The following is a 17,791-nucleotide window of genomic DNA, read 5'->3' as shown; positions in this document are numbered from 1 at the left end:
TCCTTCATATGTTTAACCCGAACTCAGGTTAATTGAGATTTCTGATGGCTTAAGTCTTCCAGAACCCAGGCTTGGACTAAAGACAAAAATTCAAGAATTACGTTTGAAAGGCCAGGAGTCAACATTAGCCAACTGGACAACTTATAAATCGCCATTTGGTCTAGCTGTTTCCAGATCAAGCCTTGTTAGGCTAACAGAATCGGCAATCAGCTTTGAGTACCTATGGCTACCAAAACACTGACCAAACCTAAGCAAAGACAAAATTCTCAAAATCGCTCATGGGAAAACCTGACAGATCGCCGCAAACTCCGCCATATTGAAAACACATTGGATAAAGCGATCGCATCCTCAATTCAAGATGATTCTATCCAGTCCCACGAAGACTTTAAAGCCTATGTAGAAAACTACAGCCAGGAATCAGGTAAAGCCCCCATCACAGTAGAACTCTGTGTAGGAGGTGGGGATGATGACGAGATTAGAGGCTATCGCTTCTACCTCACCAGCGATCCCAACCACAGAACCAGTGGCAAGTACCTGATTAAAAACCTCGAAGGAATTACCAGCAAAGATGAAAACTACTTCACCCCTTCTAACATTGCTGAAATTTGCGGTTTTGCTGAAACAGAACTAGACGATCTCGATGATGAATTAGAAGATGACCTGCTCGATTTAGATGAAGAAAATGAAGAACTAAATGATATAAATGACGAACTAGACGACCTATCAAATGACGATTTCAATACTCAACTAGACGACCTAGATGACTTAGGTGAAGAAGACGAGCCATCTATTAGTCGTGTTAGCGCAGCCTCAAATAAAACTCAAGTCAAAACTTCAAATAAAACCCAAAGTAAGTCCCAACTGAAAACACAAACTAAAGCTCAGGACAGAGTTAATACCAACAAAACTGCTGCCAAAAACTCCAAATCCAGAGAGCCTCTAGACGAAACTTCGCGTTTAAGTGCTACAGCTGCCACCAATGGGCGAGAAGTGAATGGGGTGAATTTGGCAGGCTTAACAGGACAACTGGCATCTCTGGGAATTGCGGTAGGACAAGGTGTTTTGGAACAGCTAGCAGCCGAGGCTGATGAAAAGCGGCTTGAACGAATTCTCAAAGAACTGCAACAGCAGAATGACCGCGTAGATAACATAGCCAGTCGCCTGCAAGAAGCAAAGCCGGACTCACCAGAGTCTCAAAAGTCTCAAGATTTTCAAACTGTATCTGAAGAATCAGCCGCAGATAATCCACTGGCTGTAGCTGCTACCAAAATCGGCTCGAAAGTAGACAATCTTGGTTCCCAACTAGACCCCAAATACCAATCTCAACCATTTGAATTAGATAAGGATGCCAGCGTCAGCGAACAGCTTGACCAAATTGAAGCCTACCTGAAAGTTCTTTCCAAGCGACTTGACCGTTTAGAAATGGTAATTAGCCGATTGGAAAAACAGATAGCAGCACCACAAAATAATTCTACTGTTGTCGAGTCAGAAACTGATGCAGATATTGTCCAACCTAACTCTGCTAACCAGCCACCAGCAGACGTTGACATTTTAGAACATCTAACGAAACGCCAAGCACAGCAACAACAAGCTGCCTGTGCCGATGCTTTAGTGGGGTTTGCCAAAGTTGCTAGTGAATTATTTGACCAATCACCCCAAGCAGGGATCGCCATTTCCAGTAACAAAACTTTATGGGTAGAAGCACAGGACAAGCAGGTAGCGATCGCTTTAGAAAATACCCAAGGTGAAACACTTTTTGCTGCTACTCGCACTCAGGGACAGTGGGCAATCGCTGAAGACAATCTCAGCCCTGATGAAAAAACGGGCATCTGCAAACTGCCACAGTCGAAAGAAGAATACGCCCTCAAAGCCAGTACCCAAGCATTAATTCAAAAATTTCAAGAACAACTACCTAACCGATTTAACAGCGACGATGAACCGACATTCACCTGGACTGAAAAGGGCAAAGTCAAGTACGAATTTGAAGTAGTGAAACTGCCCAATGATACACGGCTACTTCAAGGATTTAACCCTAATCGTAATGATGAACAAGTGCTTGATGCCGTTCTAGTACCAGGGCAGCCCCCAGAAATTTTGCAGTGTAGCATCCCCCTGCGTGAGATAGAAACGCTACTGGACAATCAGCAATCAACTCGCTCTACCCAAGCCCCGGCTGATAAAGATACTGCAAGGCAACGCCAGAAACAAACTCAAAGAAAAGCCAGCAAACCAGAAATGCAAGTTTAATTCTACAAACGAGAAGAGAAAAATGAACAATACAAAATCTCACATTTCTCAGTTAAAACTGCTGCCATCTCGGAAATTTTCAACCAACTTGAGAAACCTGAAAATAAACCGCACTGACTTATTTTTCATTTTACTATGTCTTGCAATTGGAATTTATTTGTTAGCGACCAAACCCATATTCGTCACTATTTTGGGATGTGCCATCATTGTTTTCTTAAGTATTGGGTACGTAATTCGGACAGTACCAATTCTAGAAAAGTATTTAGGTAGAAAAATTCGCTTCTGGCATATTGTTGCCGCCATTATCACTGTTACCGCTTTACTCGATACCTTTACAACTCCAGCCCAAGCTATTTTCTTAAGCGGCTTGGAAAGCTTCTTCAACAATCTAGCCCAACAAAGTTCCCAAGCCGGAGGCGGTTCTACTAGCACTTTGGATACAAACGTTGTTGGTTTGACATTCAACCTAATCCGAGGTGCATTTTTGCTGCTGGTTGCTTCTGCTTCTCTATTTGCCTATAACCAAGCACAGCAAGGTAATGACTGGCGACCAATTGTTACTCAAGTTGGTTTAGCGTTCTCCATCGTAATTGCCATTGATGTCATCACTTTTATATTTGTCGGTAATGGCGCAGGAACAACATCAGCCATCAGGTAAACCCAACTTGAATTTTATACCCATTAAATAAGAATTCAGAAGTTAGAAAACATTCGTCAGATATGGCACAAGACAATCGAGAATTCATCAAAGTAAATCGGATTCTGGGCAAGCAAGCCAGCATTGGGCCTATTCCGGCTGAACAGCTAGTTCCTTGGATTGCCATCATTGTAGTTTGCTATGTTCTCACCAATGGTTTACTCAGTTTGGGTATGGGTTGGTTCTTTGCCACCTCGTTCTGGCTAATTATCAGCTGGTGGATTCTCACAGGCAAACAGCCCCATCAGTTTTTAGATCGATGGCGTAATCCACCGGGAACAGAGTGGTGCAATAGTAACAACATTTACATCTCACCGATCCCCGAATATCGATCCTGGTGGGTGCGTCGGCGCTATGCAGACTCGCAAGTGCAAATCCGATTTAAGCCACTGATTGTACCGAATCAATATGGAGGCAAAAGTAAGTTCATGCCCTTCCAAAATGAAGTAAATATCTGCTGTATTGCAGAAATTAAGAAGAACGATCGTGAAGTGGCTGCCCTGTTATTGGATAAAGGCAATTCTCAGTATCAACTCGTGTTTGGGTTTCGCATCGCTGGACTGCATGACATACTCCATGAAAATGAGGTCAGCGAATTTGCCCATTCTATCGAAGAGGGTTTGAAAGAACTACCCCCCGGTGAAAAAATTACTTTTTGTACAGGCTGTTATAGTGATGATACTGAGTCATATCCCCTACGCACAGGCTCTGCCAAGGGAGTACCTCACAAACGCCAAACCCCACTTACTGCCTTAGCAGACGATTGCCAGCTAAAACCAGTTTCTGTGCTGTTACGTAATGAGCAATTGCGGGTGGAACAACTCAAGGAAGCAGGTTCTCGCCAAATCTGGAACCAAATGGCCTTCTGTACTTGGACGAGCGATGATGAAGCTGGTTCACAGCACAAGGATTTTGTGGGTGGACTGATTGAAAAATGCAGAAAATTCGGCTCTTGGGCAGTTGAACAAATTACAGGAAATAAGCGCATTTACCAAGAGGAGTTTTTCCAAAGGCTTTTACTGCAAGGGTTTCAGCAAGGATTTATCCAGTGGGAATTGCTGCTCAATACCAAAATTGGCTTAGAAGTAACACCTTGCAATGCTACAGATTTGTGGCAGTGGCTTTGGAATCGATTTAATGAGGGTACAGCACCTCCTATTCCCCAAGTTATTACACTGAAGGAAACTGAGACGGGACTGGAGTTAACAGAAACCCTAACCACCAACAAACACATCTGTACATTACTGATTGAAGGACAACAGGGACGTTCTGCTTGTCCCGAACATCGGGGAGATAATGACCGAGTTTATCTGACAGGTAAAAGCAAGGTTTGTGGAGTCATGGTCGTAGCAGATCCCCCCGTTGGTTGGTCTAATGCCCAAGACCAGCTAAAGTGGGTGTGGAAAATCCTTGCTTCCAGCTACGTCCACGATACAGAAGCTTGGATTGAAATCAGCCGCAGCAATGACTTCTTCATCCAAGACAACCTGGCGCGTCAGGCAAAACAATCCAAAACAGCCCGTACTTTAGCCATCACCAAAGGACAGGGACGGGACGTTGGAGCGGAAATCAAACAGGAGGAATCCTTTGAAGCCCAACGACGACTTTATGAAGGGACGAAAGCATTGCACTGTGCGCCTGTATTTCTAGTTTATCGTCACAGCGCCCAAGAGTTAACCCACGCTTGCAACTTGTTGGCTAATAGTTTTGAGACTGCCAAAGTAATTCGAGAGCGTAATATTGCTTGGGAAATTTGGCTGCAAACCCTGCCGATTACCTGCAAATGGTTGCTGCATGGAGGCAATCTCAGCGAACGCAGAATAACTTTAGATACTCATACTGTAGCTGGGATTATGCCCCTAACTGTCCCCAAGGACATCGATAAACAAGGTGTGGAATTCCTTACCAGTCGTGGTGGCAAGCCTATTTATGTTGACTTATTTCACCAACAGATTGGACGCGCGCTAATTACAGGTACTTCCGGCTCAGGAAAGAGCGTTTTGGGATGGCGCTTTGCTCTAGAGGCATTAGCGAACAATATTCCCGTTGTTGGTATGGATATCTCTGCCAGTGGTAACAGCACTTTCAAGACGGCGATTGAGCTTTTGGGCGAGCAAGGAGCATATTACGATATTTCCAGTGGCAGCAGTAACCTACTGGAACCGCCAGATTTGCGACGGTTCGACAAGTCAGAACGGGAACGGCGCATGGAATCTTGGAAGGACTTTATTCGCAAAGCATTAACAGCGATCGCAATGGGTAAAGTCAAAAATCCTCATCTAGCTCAACGGGTTGATGCCTTGCTGGTTAAAGCTTTGGACGTATTTCTAAAAGACCCAGAAATTATTGCTCGCTACAACCGAGCCTTTGAGATGGGCTGGCTTTCACCAGAGTGGCAGCAGATACCCACGTTACCAGATTTCGTCAAGTTCTGTACCAGAGAGCGCCTTAATCTCAGATCCTTTGAAGAGATTGACCGACAAGCACTCAACCAAATCCAAAATCAGGTTAGTGCTTTACTCGCATCTAGGTTAGGGAAAGCGATCGCTCGTCCCAGCACTTTTTCCCCTGAACCTGCTGTTAAATTCTTTGCTCTTAGCGGATTGAGTAACGAACAGGATGCTTACTTGATGGCAATTAACGCCCATACTGCCTGTATCCGTAATGCCCTATCCCATCCCAAGAGTTTGTTTATTGGCGATGAGCTTTCCGTATTGTTACGTAAAGATGGCTTTGCCCAGATTATAGGCGAAACCTGTGCCACGGGGAGGAAGGAAGGCATTGCTGTTCTGCTGTTGTCCCAAGACCCGGATACCATTTGTGAGTGTTCGACAGGCGCTCAAATTATGCAGAACATGACCTATCGGATTACCGGACGTATTACCAGTAGTGGTGTTGCTTCTTTCCAACGGTATCTGGGCTATCCCGTCAATATTATCAGTCAGAATGCGACTGAAACATTTTTACCCCGTACCAGCGACCTTTATTCCTGCTGGCTAGTAGAAACAGGTGGTAGATTCTGGCGTACCCGCTTTTACCCTGGCGAAATGATGTTGGCCAGTGTTGCCAATAACCAAGATGAACGGGAAGCACGAGAACGGGTGATGGCTCAGTATCCAAATACCGCTAAAGGCAATCTGTTAGGACTGAGAGCCTTTACTGATGCTTACATTCCTGCTTTGAAGGAAAACAGAGGCTTTAAGCATATTGGCAAAGAGATAGATCAAACCCCAGTATTGCGCGATTGGCTACACCCCACCGTAAGTCCTGCGGACAGGCTGCATCAAAGTGGAGCATCTCTGCAAGGAGAAGGCGATCGCCAAGAGAGTAACGATGACCAACAGGCTAAAAGTAGCCTGATTGCAAGTTGATATATCTAGAAACTGCATTAAGGAGGGTGAATCATGAAATCTAAACTTACCTTTATCAGATTGATAGCACTGATTTTAATTTTTGAACTTGGTTTTATCGCCAGTCCAGCCCTTGCTCGCACTCAAGACAACGGTCGAGATCCGGTAGCTGCGGCTGTTAGTAATAAAACTACTGGTAGTAGTATTTTCACCTCAGACACAGCATCTCAAATCAGTGATTTTGTGGGAGATGTCAAAAATTTCGCTCAAAATGACCTATTTAATCCTCTTGGCAATTTGCTCAATTCTGCCTTGGGTGCAATTCAAATTCCAGATTTAAACAAAGTTTTGGCAGGAATCATGAACGGTTCTGCCAACAACGACCCTGGTGCCGTGCTGTCTGAAACTTTGGAGAATAAAACCAATGGTCAAAGCTCTTATGGCATCCGTGAAGACCTTGGTAAATACGCTACTAGAACAGTTGCCACAGAGATTGCTAATCAGGCTACTTTGAGCCAAGCAGCCCAAAGTCAGATGGCTCAAATTAAGCAAGCTACTCAACAAGATACTCAAGAAAGCGTCAGCTTGGGTGAGGAATCCCAAAGTTTAGATGTCACCCAACAGATTTTGCAAAACCTATCCCAACAGACTGCCCTTACCAGTCGCGTCAACGAGCGGATGCTTATTGAAGCGCAGCAAGCACGCATTGACAGGGCATTGAGTAACACCTTAACCGCTCAAACAGCCAAGGAACTTTCAGCCATCAATACTGCCGATCGCCGTAAGAGTGTTGCCGCAGGTAATGCTGCCACTCAACAGGCGGGCTTATTGATCATGCCTGGTGGCATTACCCTTGGTGCCAATCAGTAGCTTTGACCAAAGAGGCAAGGGAGCAGGGAGCAGGGGAGAAAGATTCTGGAATTCCCCAGCAATCAAGGATTTCAAGCCCCTAAATTTATTTATGGGGTTTTCCCCCTGCTCCCTGCCCCCTGCCCCATTTCCTCTTTGATGACACTCATGATCCACATTATTGCTCAATCATTTCCAGTAACAGGCGGAGAATCCGATGCCCTAGAAATTATCTCCAGTTCTTTAGAACTTTCTCGTGCCACAGTTGAGTCGTGGAATACCGTCTGGCTAGTTACTTTAGATCCGCTCGGTTCGGCATTATGGATTGGCTTAATTAAATTGGGCATCACTTTGGGAGCTGCCAGTATCTTATTTGTAGCGCTGACCACCGGTAAAGAAATCATTGAAAAGCAATCATGGTCAGAGCTGGCATCAATTTTTGTTTGGCCCATCGTGATTATGATTTTCTTGGGGGCTAACGGCAATATGCTGGCGAAGACAATTACTGTTATCCGAGGCTTTGCTTACAACCAAGTGCAAAGCGTTCTTCAGCTTCAAGTTGGTGAACTAACATTTCGAGATGCTATTACCAATGTGGCAATTAGCAGTATCGCTAGACAACAGCTAGAAAACCTCTATAGCGAATGTCAAGGAAAAGTCGGTACAGAGTTAGTTGAATGCTGGAACTCAAAGCAAGCCCAAGCACAGGCAATTGTTACCAAAGCTGAAGAGCAAGCTAAATCTCCACTCCAACCACTACGAGATTTTGGTAGTTTTCTCTGGAATAGAACTTTGCCTGGTCAAATCGGTACTGCTGTTCAGTTTGCCAACGATCCAGGTAGTGTGTTTCGAGATACTGCCATCCCCATTATTCGCTTTATCCTGTATGCCCTGCAATGGGGCTTTGTAAATATTTTGGAAGCTGCTCTACTGCTGACAGCATTATTTGCACCGATCGCAGTTGGTTTATCTTTGCTGCCATTACAAGGTCGTCCTATTTGGGCGTGGCTGACAGGGTTTATTTCCTTGTTTGGCGTTCAACTTGGTTACAACATTTTAGTAGGTTTAGCAGCCGTCGTGCTGGTGAAGTCGGGTGCTGAATTAGCATCTGATGTAGCATTTTTATGTTTCCTGAGCATCTTTGCACCAGTTTTGGCGGTATTGATAGCTGGAGGTGGGGGAATGGCGATTTATAACGGCATTTCTGCCAATGTCAAAGGCTTAATCGATATTTTTAGCAGTGCCATTGGAACTGCAACCAGTATTGCTCTACTCCGTAGGGGGTAATACCAATTTTGGATTTTGGATTTTGCGGAAAGTCTGTAGCAAGATCCCGCAGGGTGTGCCGACTTCCGCCGCTCCGTTAGCGCAGGGTAAAGCCTGCGGCATGGGAACTCTTAGAGACGCTACACGCAGAACTTTCCAAAACGAATTAAAAACCTTTAACACAAGCCTGTTCGGTGGATTTTCAAACAATACTACTTATGCCAATTTGGTATGACTCTGCAAATTAAACGACTTCAAGCTCCACTGCTTCCAGAAGCCAAAAACCTCCTAGCTGTTTGTTTTCTCTGCCTAACTGCATTTAATGGTCTGATATTTTTGTTGACTCTATTCACCGCTTTCAGGGTCAATAAAATTGCCGATCGCAAGACGACTTTTGCCCAGTTGGTAAATGGTGAGACAATCTACATTTCCGAGCAAGACCGCAACTGGCGCTATCCAGCTGTAATTCAAAAGCTAGTTAGTGATTGGACAACCCTAACATTTAACTGGGATGACAAACTCACTGGCACTAATCAACCAGACCAAGGCATTCAAGTTGGTAGAAATGGGCGAATTCCCACAAATGCTTGGCTTGCTTCCCTGCTGCTAGAACCGGAATTTGCCAAAGCTTCTCTACCAAAGATTGCCGAATTAGTTCCTACTACCGTCTTTTCAGGTCAGCTTCGCAGCACCACTATTATTTCTTATTTGTCAGAACCAAGAGCAGTACGACCTGGGGAATGGGAAATAGACATGATTGCTACCCGCATCTTAGTTGACCGAACTACTGGTAGAGATGAGCGTATTCCTTTTAACCGCACATTTACCGTCCAAGCAGTGGAGATTCCCCGATCTCCTTTAGGTAAAGAGGCCCCCCTGGTAGAACAGAAAATTTATGAAGTGCGATCGTCTGGACTGCAAATTACCAAGATGGTTGAGTTCAATTCTCAGCAACGACGCTAAAGGAAAAAGGTAGAATTATGACCAATTCAAATCAAAACCATGAATTTGACTACCTAAACGAAAATTCTGGTGATTCTTCGCCGGAATTCAACAGTACTAACGGCAATCATCGCTCTACCCAAGCCACTTTGGTGGCTGATGATGATATCAGCCCTGAAGAGGAGCAGTTGTTGGCAGGTTATAACCCTACCGCAAGTAACCTTATTTCCGAAGAATATCGCTTGAAACAAGATGCAGAAGGAGCGGTAGAGCGACCGTTAGCAGAAAAACCTAGTGTGCGACTAGGTTCGGTGGTTGGCTTAGTCGGAATCGTTATTGGCTCTGTAGCACTGATCTGGTTTGGATTTCTCCAACCGAAACCTCCTGTTAAACAAGTAGTTCAAACTCCTACTACATCTCCAAAAGGCGAACCAGTTTTGGATGAATCTGCCGAACTTAAAAGCAGATTAGCGTTTCAAGACCAACGGCAACAACTTAAAGTGGAACCTGTTGCTGCTAAATCCCCAAGTCCAACCTTACAAAATAAACCTAAACCAACGCCATCTCCTCAGACTTTTTCATCGCGCACAACTCCTGCATCACGCATAACACCAATAACTCCTGTAAGAATTTCTCAACCTGCGCCCCCAGTAGTACGGTATATTTCTCCCAATCCTGGAAGTTATCAAGCTTCACCACCAATACGACAGTCTGAAAGTAATGTCGATCCTTTCCAGCAGTGGAACCAACTAGCTAGCCTGGGACAGTCGCAAATCGGTAACTCTAAAGTAGCTGAAACTCAGTCAGAAGTTGCACTGAACACTCAAACTCCAACAGCCTCGAAACCAACGGCTAGGGCATCCATTTCCACTCCCGAAGACCCTGGTATTCAAACAGTTTTAATTGGCTCTAAAAGCACTGACAGTAAAACTGATAACTTGACTCCAGGAATGGTAGGTATCCTCAATCGCACCCCTGTATCTTCAGCCGATCTCAATGTAAATGAAACTAAAGAGGTAGCACTAGGTACATCTGCCCAAGGTAGAATTATCATGCCGATGATTTGGGATCAGGAAGGGAATAATAAGAGCGATCGCTTTGCTATCGAGTTAACCAAACCTCTCACAGCCACAGATGGCACGGTGGCACTCCCTGCTGGTACTGTTTTAGTAACGAAAACAGTGGCAGTAGGTAAAAAGAGTAACTTAGTATCTGCTAGTGTGATCGCGCTGATTTACCCTGACTCCCAAGGTACAGTCAAACAGGAAACCATTCCGGCTGAGACTCTGTTAATTCGCGGTCGAGGACAGCAACCGTTAATTGCTAAAAAGCTGAATGATGTGGGGACAGATATTGCCCAACAAGATTTATTAGTTGGATTACTCAGTAGTTTGGGTAAGGTGGGAAGCATAGTGAATCAGCCCCGCACTCAATCTAGCACTGTTGTTTCTAGTGGCACTTTTAACCAAAGTACTATTACTAGTAACTCTAATCCTCAGATTTGGGCGGCGGCGCTAGAAGGCTTTTTTAGTCCAGTCAGTGAACGTCTGTCTAGACGCTCTGACCAAGCAGTACAGGAATTATTACAACGTCCAAATATCCAGTTTTTACCTGAAGGTACAGAAGTCTCAGTTGTCGTCAATAGTTTTTTGAAAGTTGAACGATGAAACAATTTGCTACTCTTATCATCGGCACTAGCACATTAATGCTCGGTGTGACAGCACCTGTTGTACAGGCACAAGCACAAACTCCTGCATATCGCTTGATTGAACGGGATATGGCTGCAAGCAATAGGATTCAGGTTCAAATTACTCCAGGACGTGCTACACCTATTAGCTTCACTCAAACCGACGAGGCGATCGCCTACATTTTGGTAGCAGACCCTTCACAACTGGTCTACACCACAGATACAGATTTAAAAAGCGGACGCGCTACAACTATATTTTTGAGGGCAATCCAACCGCTAAAGTTTCCAGGGACTACCACCACTGCTATTACTAACTTACTTGTCCAAACTGTAGACAAAACGGGACAAAAACGACTCTACAACTTCGATATCGTTCCCCAGCGTACAAAGACTGGGTATGTTGGTATTCAGATTGCAAATGCGATTACCTCCGGCACTGCGCCAAGACGCGGAGCGGCTTTTGAAAGTAGTGCGATCGCTGGACAGCAGACACTATTAATAGATAAAAATCGCAGAGCGAGAGTAGATGATATTGAAAACGGGCTGAGAATTGCTATTAATCGGGGTTACACCAACAAAAGCGATCCAGTTGTTCCTAAAGTGCAGCAACTTTTAGACCTGTTACGAAATAGCAGAGTCACAATAAAAGAAGCAGCTACATCTGTTGGTGTTCCAGTTGAGGTTATTTCTGAATTAGGAAGAATCGCCTTAAATGACCGTTTACTCAGACTAGGACAGCAACGCTAGAGGTGATGCACAGGGGAAAATACATTTCTTTTTACTAAACCTGTCCATGTTGAAAGTGCGCGCATAGTACCAATAGTGAGCAAGATGCTCCCACTACTTTGAAAAACTATGGTTCTCAAAATAGATGTGGTTTAAATTCAGATAATTCAAAATTTGAAAATAGAAAAATTAATTAATGCAAGAATTTTGAAGCAGGAAGATAACGACGGTCAAAAAGCGAATTGAGTGATAAGTCAGTAAGCATTGCTTAATGCGATTATTTGAGAATTTGTTGAGAACACAGGGTTCTTAATGACAATATGCGTTCGCCCTAATCTGGATGCTGATGCTAAGTATTGTCATTTTCCCCTTTGGTGATAATTCTGTAAATCGCTGTCTAGCGACCAGATAAACACTTCACTCATTGGGAAGAGATGACAGGACTTATGAAATTCCTGAATGATGCTGAAATCGCCGAAGCTGGTTCCTTCTTGCTTATTAGGAGCTTTGTTTTTGCCAGCCAACTCCGGGAACTGGTCAATCCACTCCAATATCTCTGCCGTATTCGGGAATGTAGTAGGTCTCCAGGGAGCTACGCCTGTGAATGCCTCTTTAACTTCTTTAACAAAACGTAAGGCGGTTTTCCTTCGCATTGTGCCATCGCCGTTCTGGGCAATATGGTTGCCTGTTTCAAGTATCGTCGCCATAGGCAACAAAAAAGTACAGCCAGATTGAGCATAGGTCTGAAAATCTTCGAGAACTGCTGCTCTATGCTGATTATAGTTGGGAACGTTGAGTATTTCGAGGAATATGCTGGTATCTATTAGGCAGATACTACTCATTGCCATACTCCTGCAAACGAGACAGCCATTCCATAGCTTGCTGTTTTCTATCTTCTGCTGTGTGCGGCGACTTGACGAACCGATCCACTACCCCAGCAGTTACTAGTTGACCGAGCAGCCCCTGAGATATCAGACTTGGGAAATCGTACATATCCCCAAGCCGTACAAGGCGGCTATCTCCTGACTCTGGATCTCGGAAACAAAACACTACATCACCGAGAGCCGCATCAGGTAAGGCATCCATTAGGGCTGGGTTGTGGGTAGAAAGCAGCACCCGTAACTTCCGTCGCTCGGCAATATCCCGGATACTGGTGAGTAAATGCTTGGCGCGGTTGGGATGAACACCGTTGTCAATTTCCTCGATAACCACTAGACTTCCCTCGGTAGCCGATAGCATAGCAGCAGCTATAGCCAATACCCGCAAAGTGCCATCGGATAATAATGCCGCCTCACAATAGCGACGGTTATTCCCAAAGGTTTCCGCTAGCCGCACCATGACTTCATCCCGTGGGCCGAAAAGAAAATCTAGCCCATCTATAGCCTGTTCTGGTAGACTTTGGATAAAGTTCAGAATTGCCTGTTGATTATCGGGGTTGTTTTCCCACAAGCGAAATAAAACACTAGAAAGATTTGTACCATCTTCTTGTAATCGCTTATCGGATTTGAAGCTGTATTCGCGCATTTTGGCGGGGACGGGATCTAGAAATAAGATATTCTTTAAGACTCGTTGATATTCGCGGACAGTCTCAGGAATAGTCTTTTGAGATTTGGGGTATTTTGCATCAAACCGAGCAGGGCTATCTAATTGCACGAATATAGCCATTTGATCGCTGCACGTTACTCGTGGTTTGTTTTTTCCCCTTGTAAAGTTGTTATATGCGACACCAACATCAGTAATAGCCCCTTGAGAGGGTTGATCTAGGTCATATAGTGGGACAAGACTTGTCGAGCCAATGATCCGCTCACTATTAATGTGCAGTTCGCCGTCACGCAGATTCAGGGTTATATCGAGTTGGTTCCACTCTGTTGAGTCCAAACGGCAACCAATGGTAAAATTTGATTGTCCCCGATGGCACAAGTCATTGACTCGACCGCGCACAACGCGCTCTGCACTATTTACTGCATATTGAATGCTAGAAAGTTTTTGTCCTTGCGCCAGCCATGACAGAAAGCGCAGACCTTCCAGGGCATTACTTTTACCTGCGGCGTTTGCACCTATTAGTACTGTCAGCGATCCAAGGGGCAATCGGCTTGTACTGTAGCTTTTGAAGCTGGCGAGGGTAAATTCTGTCAGCATGGCACTCATCTTACAATTATCATCTCAAGGCTCAATGGTGGAGGGAGGCGAAGAGGGCATCGAGTTTTGACAGTGAGGCGTGGTGACTCATCTCTAAAGCCCGTTACTGTGAGTCGGTTATTGTGCAGGTTCCGAGTTGGGGACAAATAATCTCTATTGCCTTACTCTTGAAAAAAACAATTCTGTGTTCGTTATCTTCAGAGTCTCCTAAAGTGACTCGTTTACGGATGCTCATGTTTTTCATATCAGAGACGGTATTCTCAAAGAAATGCGATTGATGCCCACAGTCGCAACGAAAGGATGATGGATACAGTTCTATTGCCATCTTACACACCATGACTTTCCCCGCCAAATACTACCATGCTAGTCAGGCGATATTTGACAGGAATAGTAAGGTAATCAGTGGGGTATTCAAGCAAGAATACCTCACTCGCTAGCTGAAAGATGTCCAGAAAACCCCGTGAGATCAAACCAAGATAGGCATCACCATGCCAAAACGGGAAAATTGTACGCGCTTGGCTGAAAAGCTTGCCTAGCAAGCATCTTAGCCACTGATTTTTTCCCCTTCACCCGAAGAGCGGCTGATTACCCTTATTTTGTTGGTGCAGGGTAGTATTAGTACTCTGCACCAACTGGAAAGACATTAGACAAGTCTAGGATGAAGAGTAGAGATGTGCCCTTTGCTGAAAACAAGGTATTTTCACGGCGTTAGGTTAGTCTCAATTCCAAGCGCGTACAATTTTCCCGTTTTGGCACGGTGATGCCAGATACTGTTATCACATTACCATTCGCTGCAATAACCGTGAGTTTCAGTTAACTCACCACGAATGCCGTCAGGTGATTGCTATACTGTTGATCAAGTTTTTAATACCTCAATGATCTTGTCCACAAGTTCCATTGGCTCAATTGGTTTGGTAATAAAAAGTTGAAACCCTGCTTTTAAAATACGTTGCTCATTTTCAGATCCAGCAAATGCGGTGAGAGCGATGGCCTTCGGCATAGCTTCTCTACGAGACGCTCCGCGAACGCTTACCGATGGAATTTGTCCCCCTTGCTCCATAGTGCGGGAGCGAACCTGACGAATCAAGGTAAAGCCATCCTCATCTGGCATACTGATATCACTAATCAGTAGAGCGGGCGATTGCTGTTCTAAAAGTGCCAATGCTTCTTTTACTGATGCTGCCACTAATACATCTGCCCCGGCGCTCTGAAGAACAGTCTGCATTAACATCCGAGCATCTGCATCGTCATCCACAACCAGAATGCACAAATTCTGCAATTGGGCAATTTCCTTATTGCCATGCAGCAATTCTCCAAGGAATAGTTCATCATTGCTTAACTGCCCTGTCATTCTAACAATAGGTAGCCTCACCGTAAATGTCGAACCCTTGCCGAATCCTGCACTGGCTGCTGTGATATTGCCATTGTGGAGTTCTACAATTGTGAGAGCGATCGCTAGTCCTAACCCTAATCCACCAGCAGAACGAGTAGTGGAAGCGTCACGCTGACTAAACCGTTCAAAGACGAATGGTATAAATTCTGCTTCTATGCCCCTCCCTCGATCAATAACAGTAATCTGAGCCTGAGACTCAACTTCCTCCAACCTCACCTCTACACTTTCATTCTTGGAACTAAACTTGATTGCATTTGAAAGCAAATTCCAAACTACTTGTTGTAAACGAATGGCATCACCTAAAACGTTGGACACAGCATCAAGATGTAACTTAATTTGAATGCCCTTTGTTTCGGCTGACAATCGAATAGTATCTGCTGCTGACCGAATTACACTTGCTAGATCAACAGGTTCGATTTCCAAATTCATCTCGCCCTTCTGCATTCTAGCCAGATCCAGCAAATCGTCAATTAAGCAAACTTGTAGACGGGCATTCCGCTCAATCGTTTCCAGTCCCTCAATTTTCAGTGCTTCATCCATCTCAGATTCAGTTAGCAATAGTTGCGCCCAGCCGTGGAGATTATGCATGGGAGTACGTAATTCATGAGACAAGACAGCGACGAATTCATCCTTGACTCGATTTATTTCTGCCAGTTCCTCAGTCTTTTGTCTCAGTTCTTCTTCTACGCGCTTTTGTTCGGTAATATCAATGCCGATTAAAAATGCGGCTCTGTTCTGGTCATATTTTTGAGCCACAATTAAATAACTACGATCTGCGCTTATGGATTTCAACTCATATAGTGCTTCAGATTGATCTCCAGCAAAGAAATTTTGCACGAACTCACGAAACCCATTACCACTAGCTAAGAAACCAATATCCTGACCAACAAAAGCTTCGGGAGGCAAATTAAAACTATCAGCTAAGTGCTTGTTGACACCTAGATAGCACAAATCGGAACTGACCCAAGATACAATTCCAGGTACAGCCTCCAGTACAGTCTGCAACTGATCTCTAGCAGCTTGCAATTTTCTTTCTGCCTGGTTGCGCTGGGTAATATCTAGAAATATACTTACACACCCCCTCACTTTTCCATCTTCATCAAATAAAGGGGCAGCATATTGCGACAGGTTAATTCTCATACCATCATTACGAACCACCTCAATCTCCGAATCCAGTATTTCCACCCCATGAGTGGTAGCATATTGCATAGCCAGTTCTTCTGGAGCTAATTCTCTGCCTGACTGGTAAACTTTAAAGTTAGTTGGACGTTCATCATTAGGAGCGCTGAGAGAGGCATTTGCGTCAACAGGTATGCCCAGCAGTTTAGCAAGAGCCGGATTAGCTCGAATAGTTCGGCATTCTGGATCTTCTGCAATGCCAATGCCAGTTGGAATCACCTCTAACAAAGTTTGTAGTTCTTTAACTCGTCGATTTAAAGCTTGGTTCAGCTTAATAATTTTTGCTTCTGCTTGTTTGCGGTTCGTGACATTTTGGAAGATTGCCAAGCCCGTCATAATTTTGCTATTTTCATCTTTGACTGGAAAAGTTTGTATTAAATAAACTTGATTGTTATAAGGGATTTCAATACACATTGGAGTACCCTGTAAGGTACTACGGTAAGCTGGTTCTATCAGATCGTAAGTCTCAGGGAGAACAGTTTCGTGCAGCGTTTTACCTTGGAACTCCTCTTTTGGTAAACCAAAAATTTGTAGTTCTGTACCCTCAGCACCCATAAAGCGCATATCTCGATCAAAGAGAAAAACTACTCCATTGGGTAGATTTTGGGTTAATGTTCGGTATAGTTCTTCACCTTGACGGAGTGAACGCTGACTCTGTAATAAATCTTTTAGATTGATTTGGGCTTCTGTTTTATCAGTATCTGACTGTTGTTTGCTTGACTGGAAGTTAGCAGTTAGCGCACTGATTAATAGACCCTCGATAACAAATAATACAAATTCCAGACTATTGAGATTAGAAGATGGGTCTGTAAAAAAGTAATGACTAGCTAAAGTAGCCAAAAACACTGCTATCAATCCTGAAATAATGCTACCGTACCAAGTACTTATAGCGATCGCAATTAGCCACAAGCTGAAACAATTTGTAATTCCGGTTAGATGCTCTAGTCCCAACTTGACTAGCAAGGTTACTCCCACACTGAAAAATGCAATCCTGTAAGGCAGGTATTTTTGTTTGATAAATAACATAGAGATGGGAGCAACGGGATGGGATTTTGTGAGGCCGGATAAAAAACGAGCGATGTCTACGGTGGTCACTGAGCTTTGCCGTTCGCGCAGCGTCTCGTAGAGAAGTGCGGGTCACGCCTATGCTAAAAACTATTTTCAGTGTAATAAAATATTGAGTATATTTAAATACGTGATAATGCGTAGTGAGGTCTAATGTATGGTGACATGGACGAAAATTTGTAATGACAAGAATTTAAGTAGGATTTCCGAGTAGCAATAATTTTAAGATTGAAGATGTTTACCTTCATGGA

Annotated in this window: 12 protein-coding genes; 8 read left to right on the top strand and 4 right to left on the bottom strand. The window is 44.2% G+C overall.

What is annotated here, in order from left to right; genetic code table 11:
- Positions 1 to 222 precede the first annotated feature (222 nt).
- The 8 genes from V7K49_RS12955 (at position 223) to V7K49_RS12920 (ending at position 11,785) form a co-directional block, all read left to right on the top strand.
- Positions 223 to 2,247: a hypothetical protein gene (locus tag V7K49_RS12955; RefSeq protein WP_335205869.1), complete on the top strand. Its 2,025-nt coding sequence runs from the start codon at positions 223 to 225 to the stop codon at positions 2,245 to 2,247.
- A gap of 22 nt (positions 2,248 to 2,269) precedes the next feature.
- Positions 2,270 to 2,905, top strand: coding sequence for a hypothetical protein (locus V7K49_RS12950; RefSeq protein WP_335205868.1), 636 nt, complete (start codon positions 2,270 to 2,272; stop codon positions 2,903 to 2,905).
- A gap of 62 nt (positions 2,906 to 2,967) precedes the next feature.
- Positions 2,968 to 6,315, top strand: a complete 3,348-nt coding sequence (locus tag V7K49_RS12945) for a hypothetical protein (protein ID WP_335205866.1) — start codon at positions 2,968 to 2,970, stop codon at positions 6,313 to 6,315.
- A 33-nt stretch (positions 6,316 to 6,348) separates the two neighbouring features.
- Positions 6,349 to 7,164 carry a hypothetical protein gene (locus tag V7K49_RS12940; RefSeq protein WP_335205865.1) on the top strand — a complete coding sequence of 272 codons (816 nt, stop codon included), beginning with the start codon at positions 6,349 to 6,351 and terminating at the stop codon, positions 7,162 to 7,164.
- 138 nt (positions 7,165 to 7,302) lie between these two features.
- On the top strand, positions 7,303 to 8,430 hold the full coding sequence (locus V7K49_RS12935; protein WP_335205864.1) for a hypothetical protein: 1,128 nt from the start codon (positions 7,303 to 7,305) through the stop codon (positions 8,428 to 8,430).
- Between the two features lie 210 nt (positions 8,431 to 8,640).
- Positions 8,641 to 9,372, top strand: coding sequence for a hypothetical protein (locus tag V7K49_RS12930; protein WP_335205863.1), 732 nt, complete (start codon positions 8,641 to 8,643; stop codon positions 9,370 to 9,372).
- A 17-nt stretch (positions 9,373 to 9,389) separates the two neighbouring features.
- On the top strand, positions 9,390 to 11,018 hold the full coding sequence (locus V7K49_RS12925; RefSeq protein ID WP_335205862.1) for a hypothetical protein: 1,629 nt from the start codon (positions 9,390 to 9,392) through the stop codon (positions 11,016 to 11,018).
- Positions 11,015 to 11,785, top strand: a complete 771-nt coding sequence (locus V7K49_RS12920; RefSeq protein WP_335205860.1) for a hypothetical protein — start codon at positions 11,015 to 11,017, stop codon at positions 11,783 to 11,785. The genes V7K49_RS12925 and V7K49_RS12920 overlap by 4 nt, the downstream gene beginning before the upstream one ends.
- Positions 11,786 to 12,123: 338 nt before the next feature.
- Here V7K49_RS12920 and V7K49_RS12915 read toward each other — a convergent pair whose 3' ends face one another.
- The 4 genes from V7K49_RS12915 to V7K49_RS12900 form a co-directional block, all read right to left on the bottom strand.
- Positions 12,124 to 12,606, bottom strand: coding sequence for a type II toxin-antitoxin system VapC family toxin (locus V7K49_RS12915; protein WP_335205858.1), 483 nt, complete (start codon positions 12,604 to 12,606; stop codon positions 12,124 to 12,126).
- Positions 12,599 to 13,903 carry an AAA family ATPase gene (locus tag V7K49_RS12910; RefSeq protein WP_335205856.1) on the bottom strand — a complete coding sequence of 435 codons (1,305 nt, stop codon included), beginning with the start codon at positions 13,901 to 13,903 and terminating at the stop codon, positions 12,599 to 12,601. The genes V7K49_RS12915 and V7K49_RS12910 overlap by 8 nt, the downstream gene beginning before the upstream one ends.
- Positions 13,904 to 14,229: 326 nt before the next feature.
- Positions 14,230 to 14,442 (bottom strand): hypothetical protein, encoded by a 213-nt coding sequence (locus V7K49_RS12905; protein WP_335205854.1) that lies wholly within the window; start codon positions 14,440 to 14,442, stop codon positions 14,230 to 14,232.
- A 317-nt stretch (positions 14,443 to 14,759) separates the two neighbouring features.
- Positions 14,760 to 17,570, bottom strand: a complete 2,811-nt coding sequence (locus tag V7K49_RS12900; protein WP_335205853.1) for an ATP-binding protein — start codon at positions 17,568 to 17,570, stop codon at positions 14,760 to 14,762.
- Positions 17,571 to 17,791: the final 221 nt, after the last annotated feature.

The sequence above is a fragment of the Nostoc sp. genome, from assembly GCF_036919675.1.
Taxonomy (GTDB): Bacteria; Cyanobacteriota; Cyanobacteriia; order Cyanobacteriales; family Nostocaceae; genus Nostoc.
This window is presented reverse-complemented; position numbering and strand designations above follow the sequence as displayed.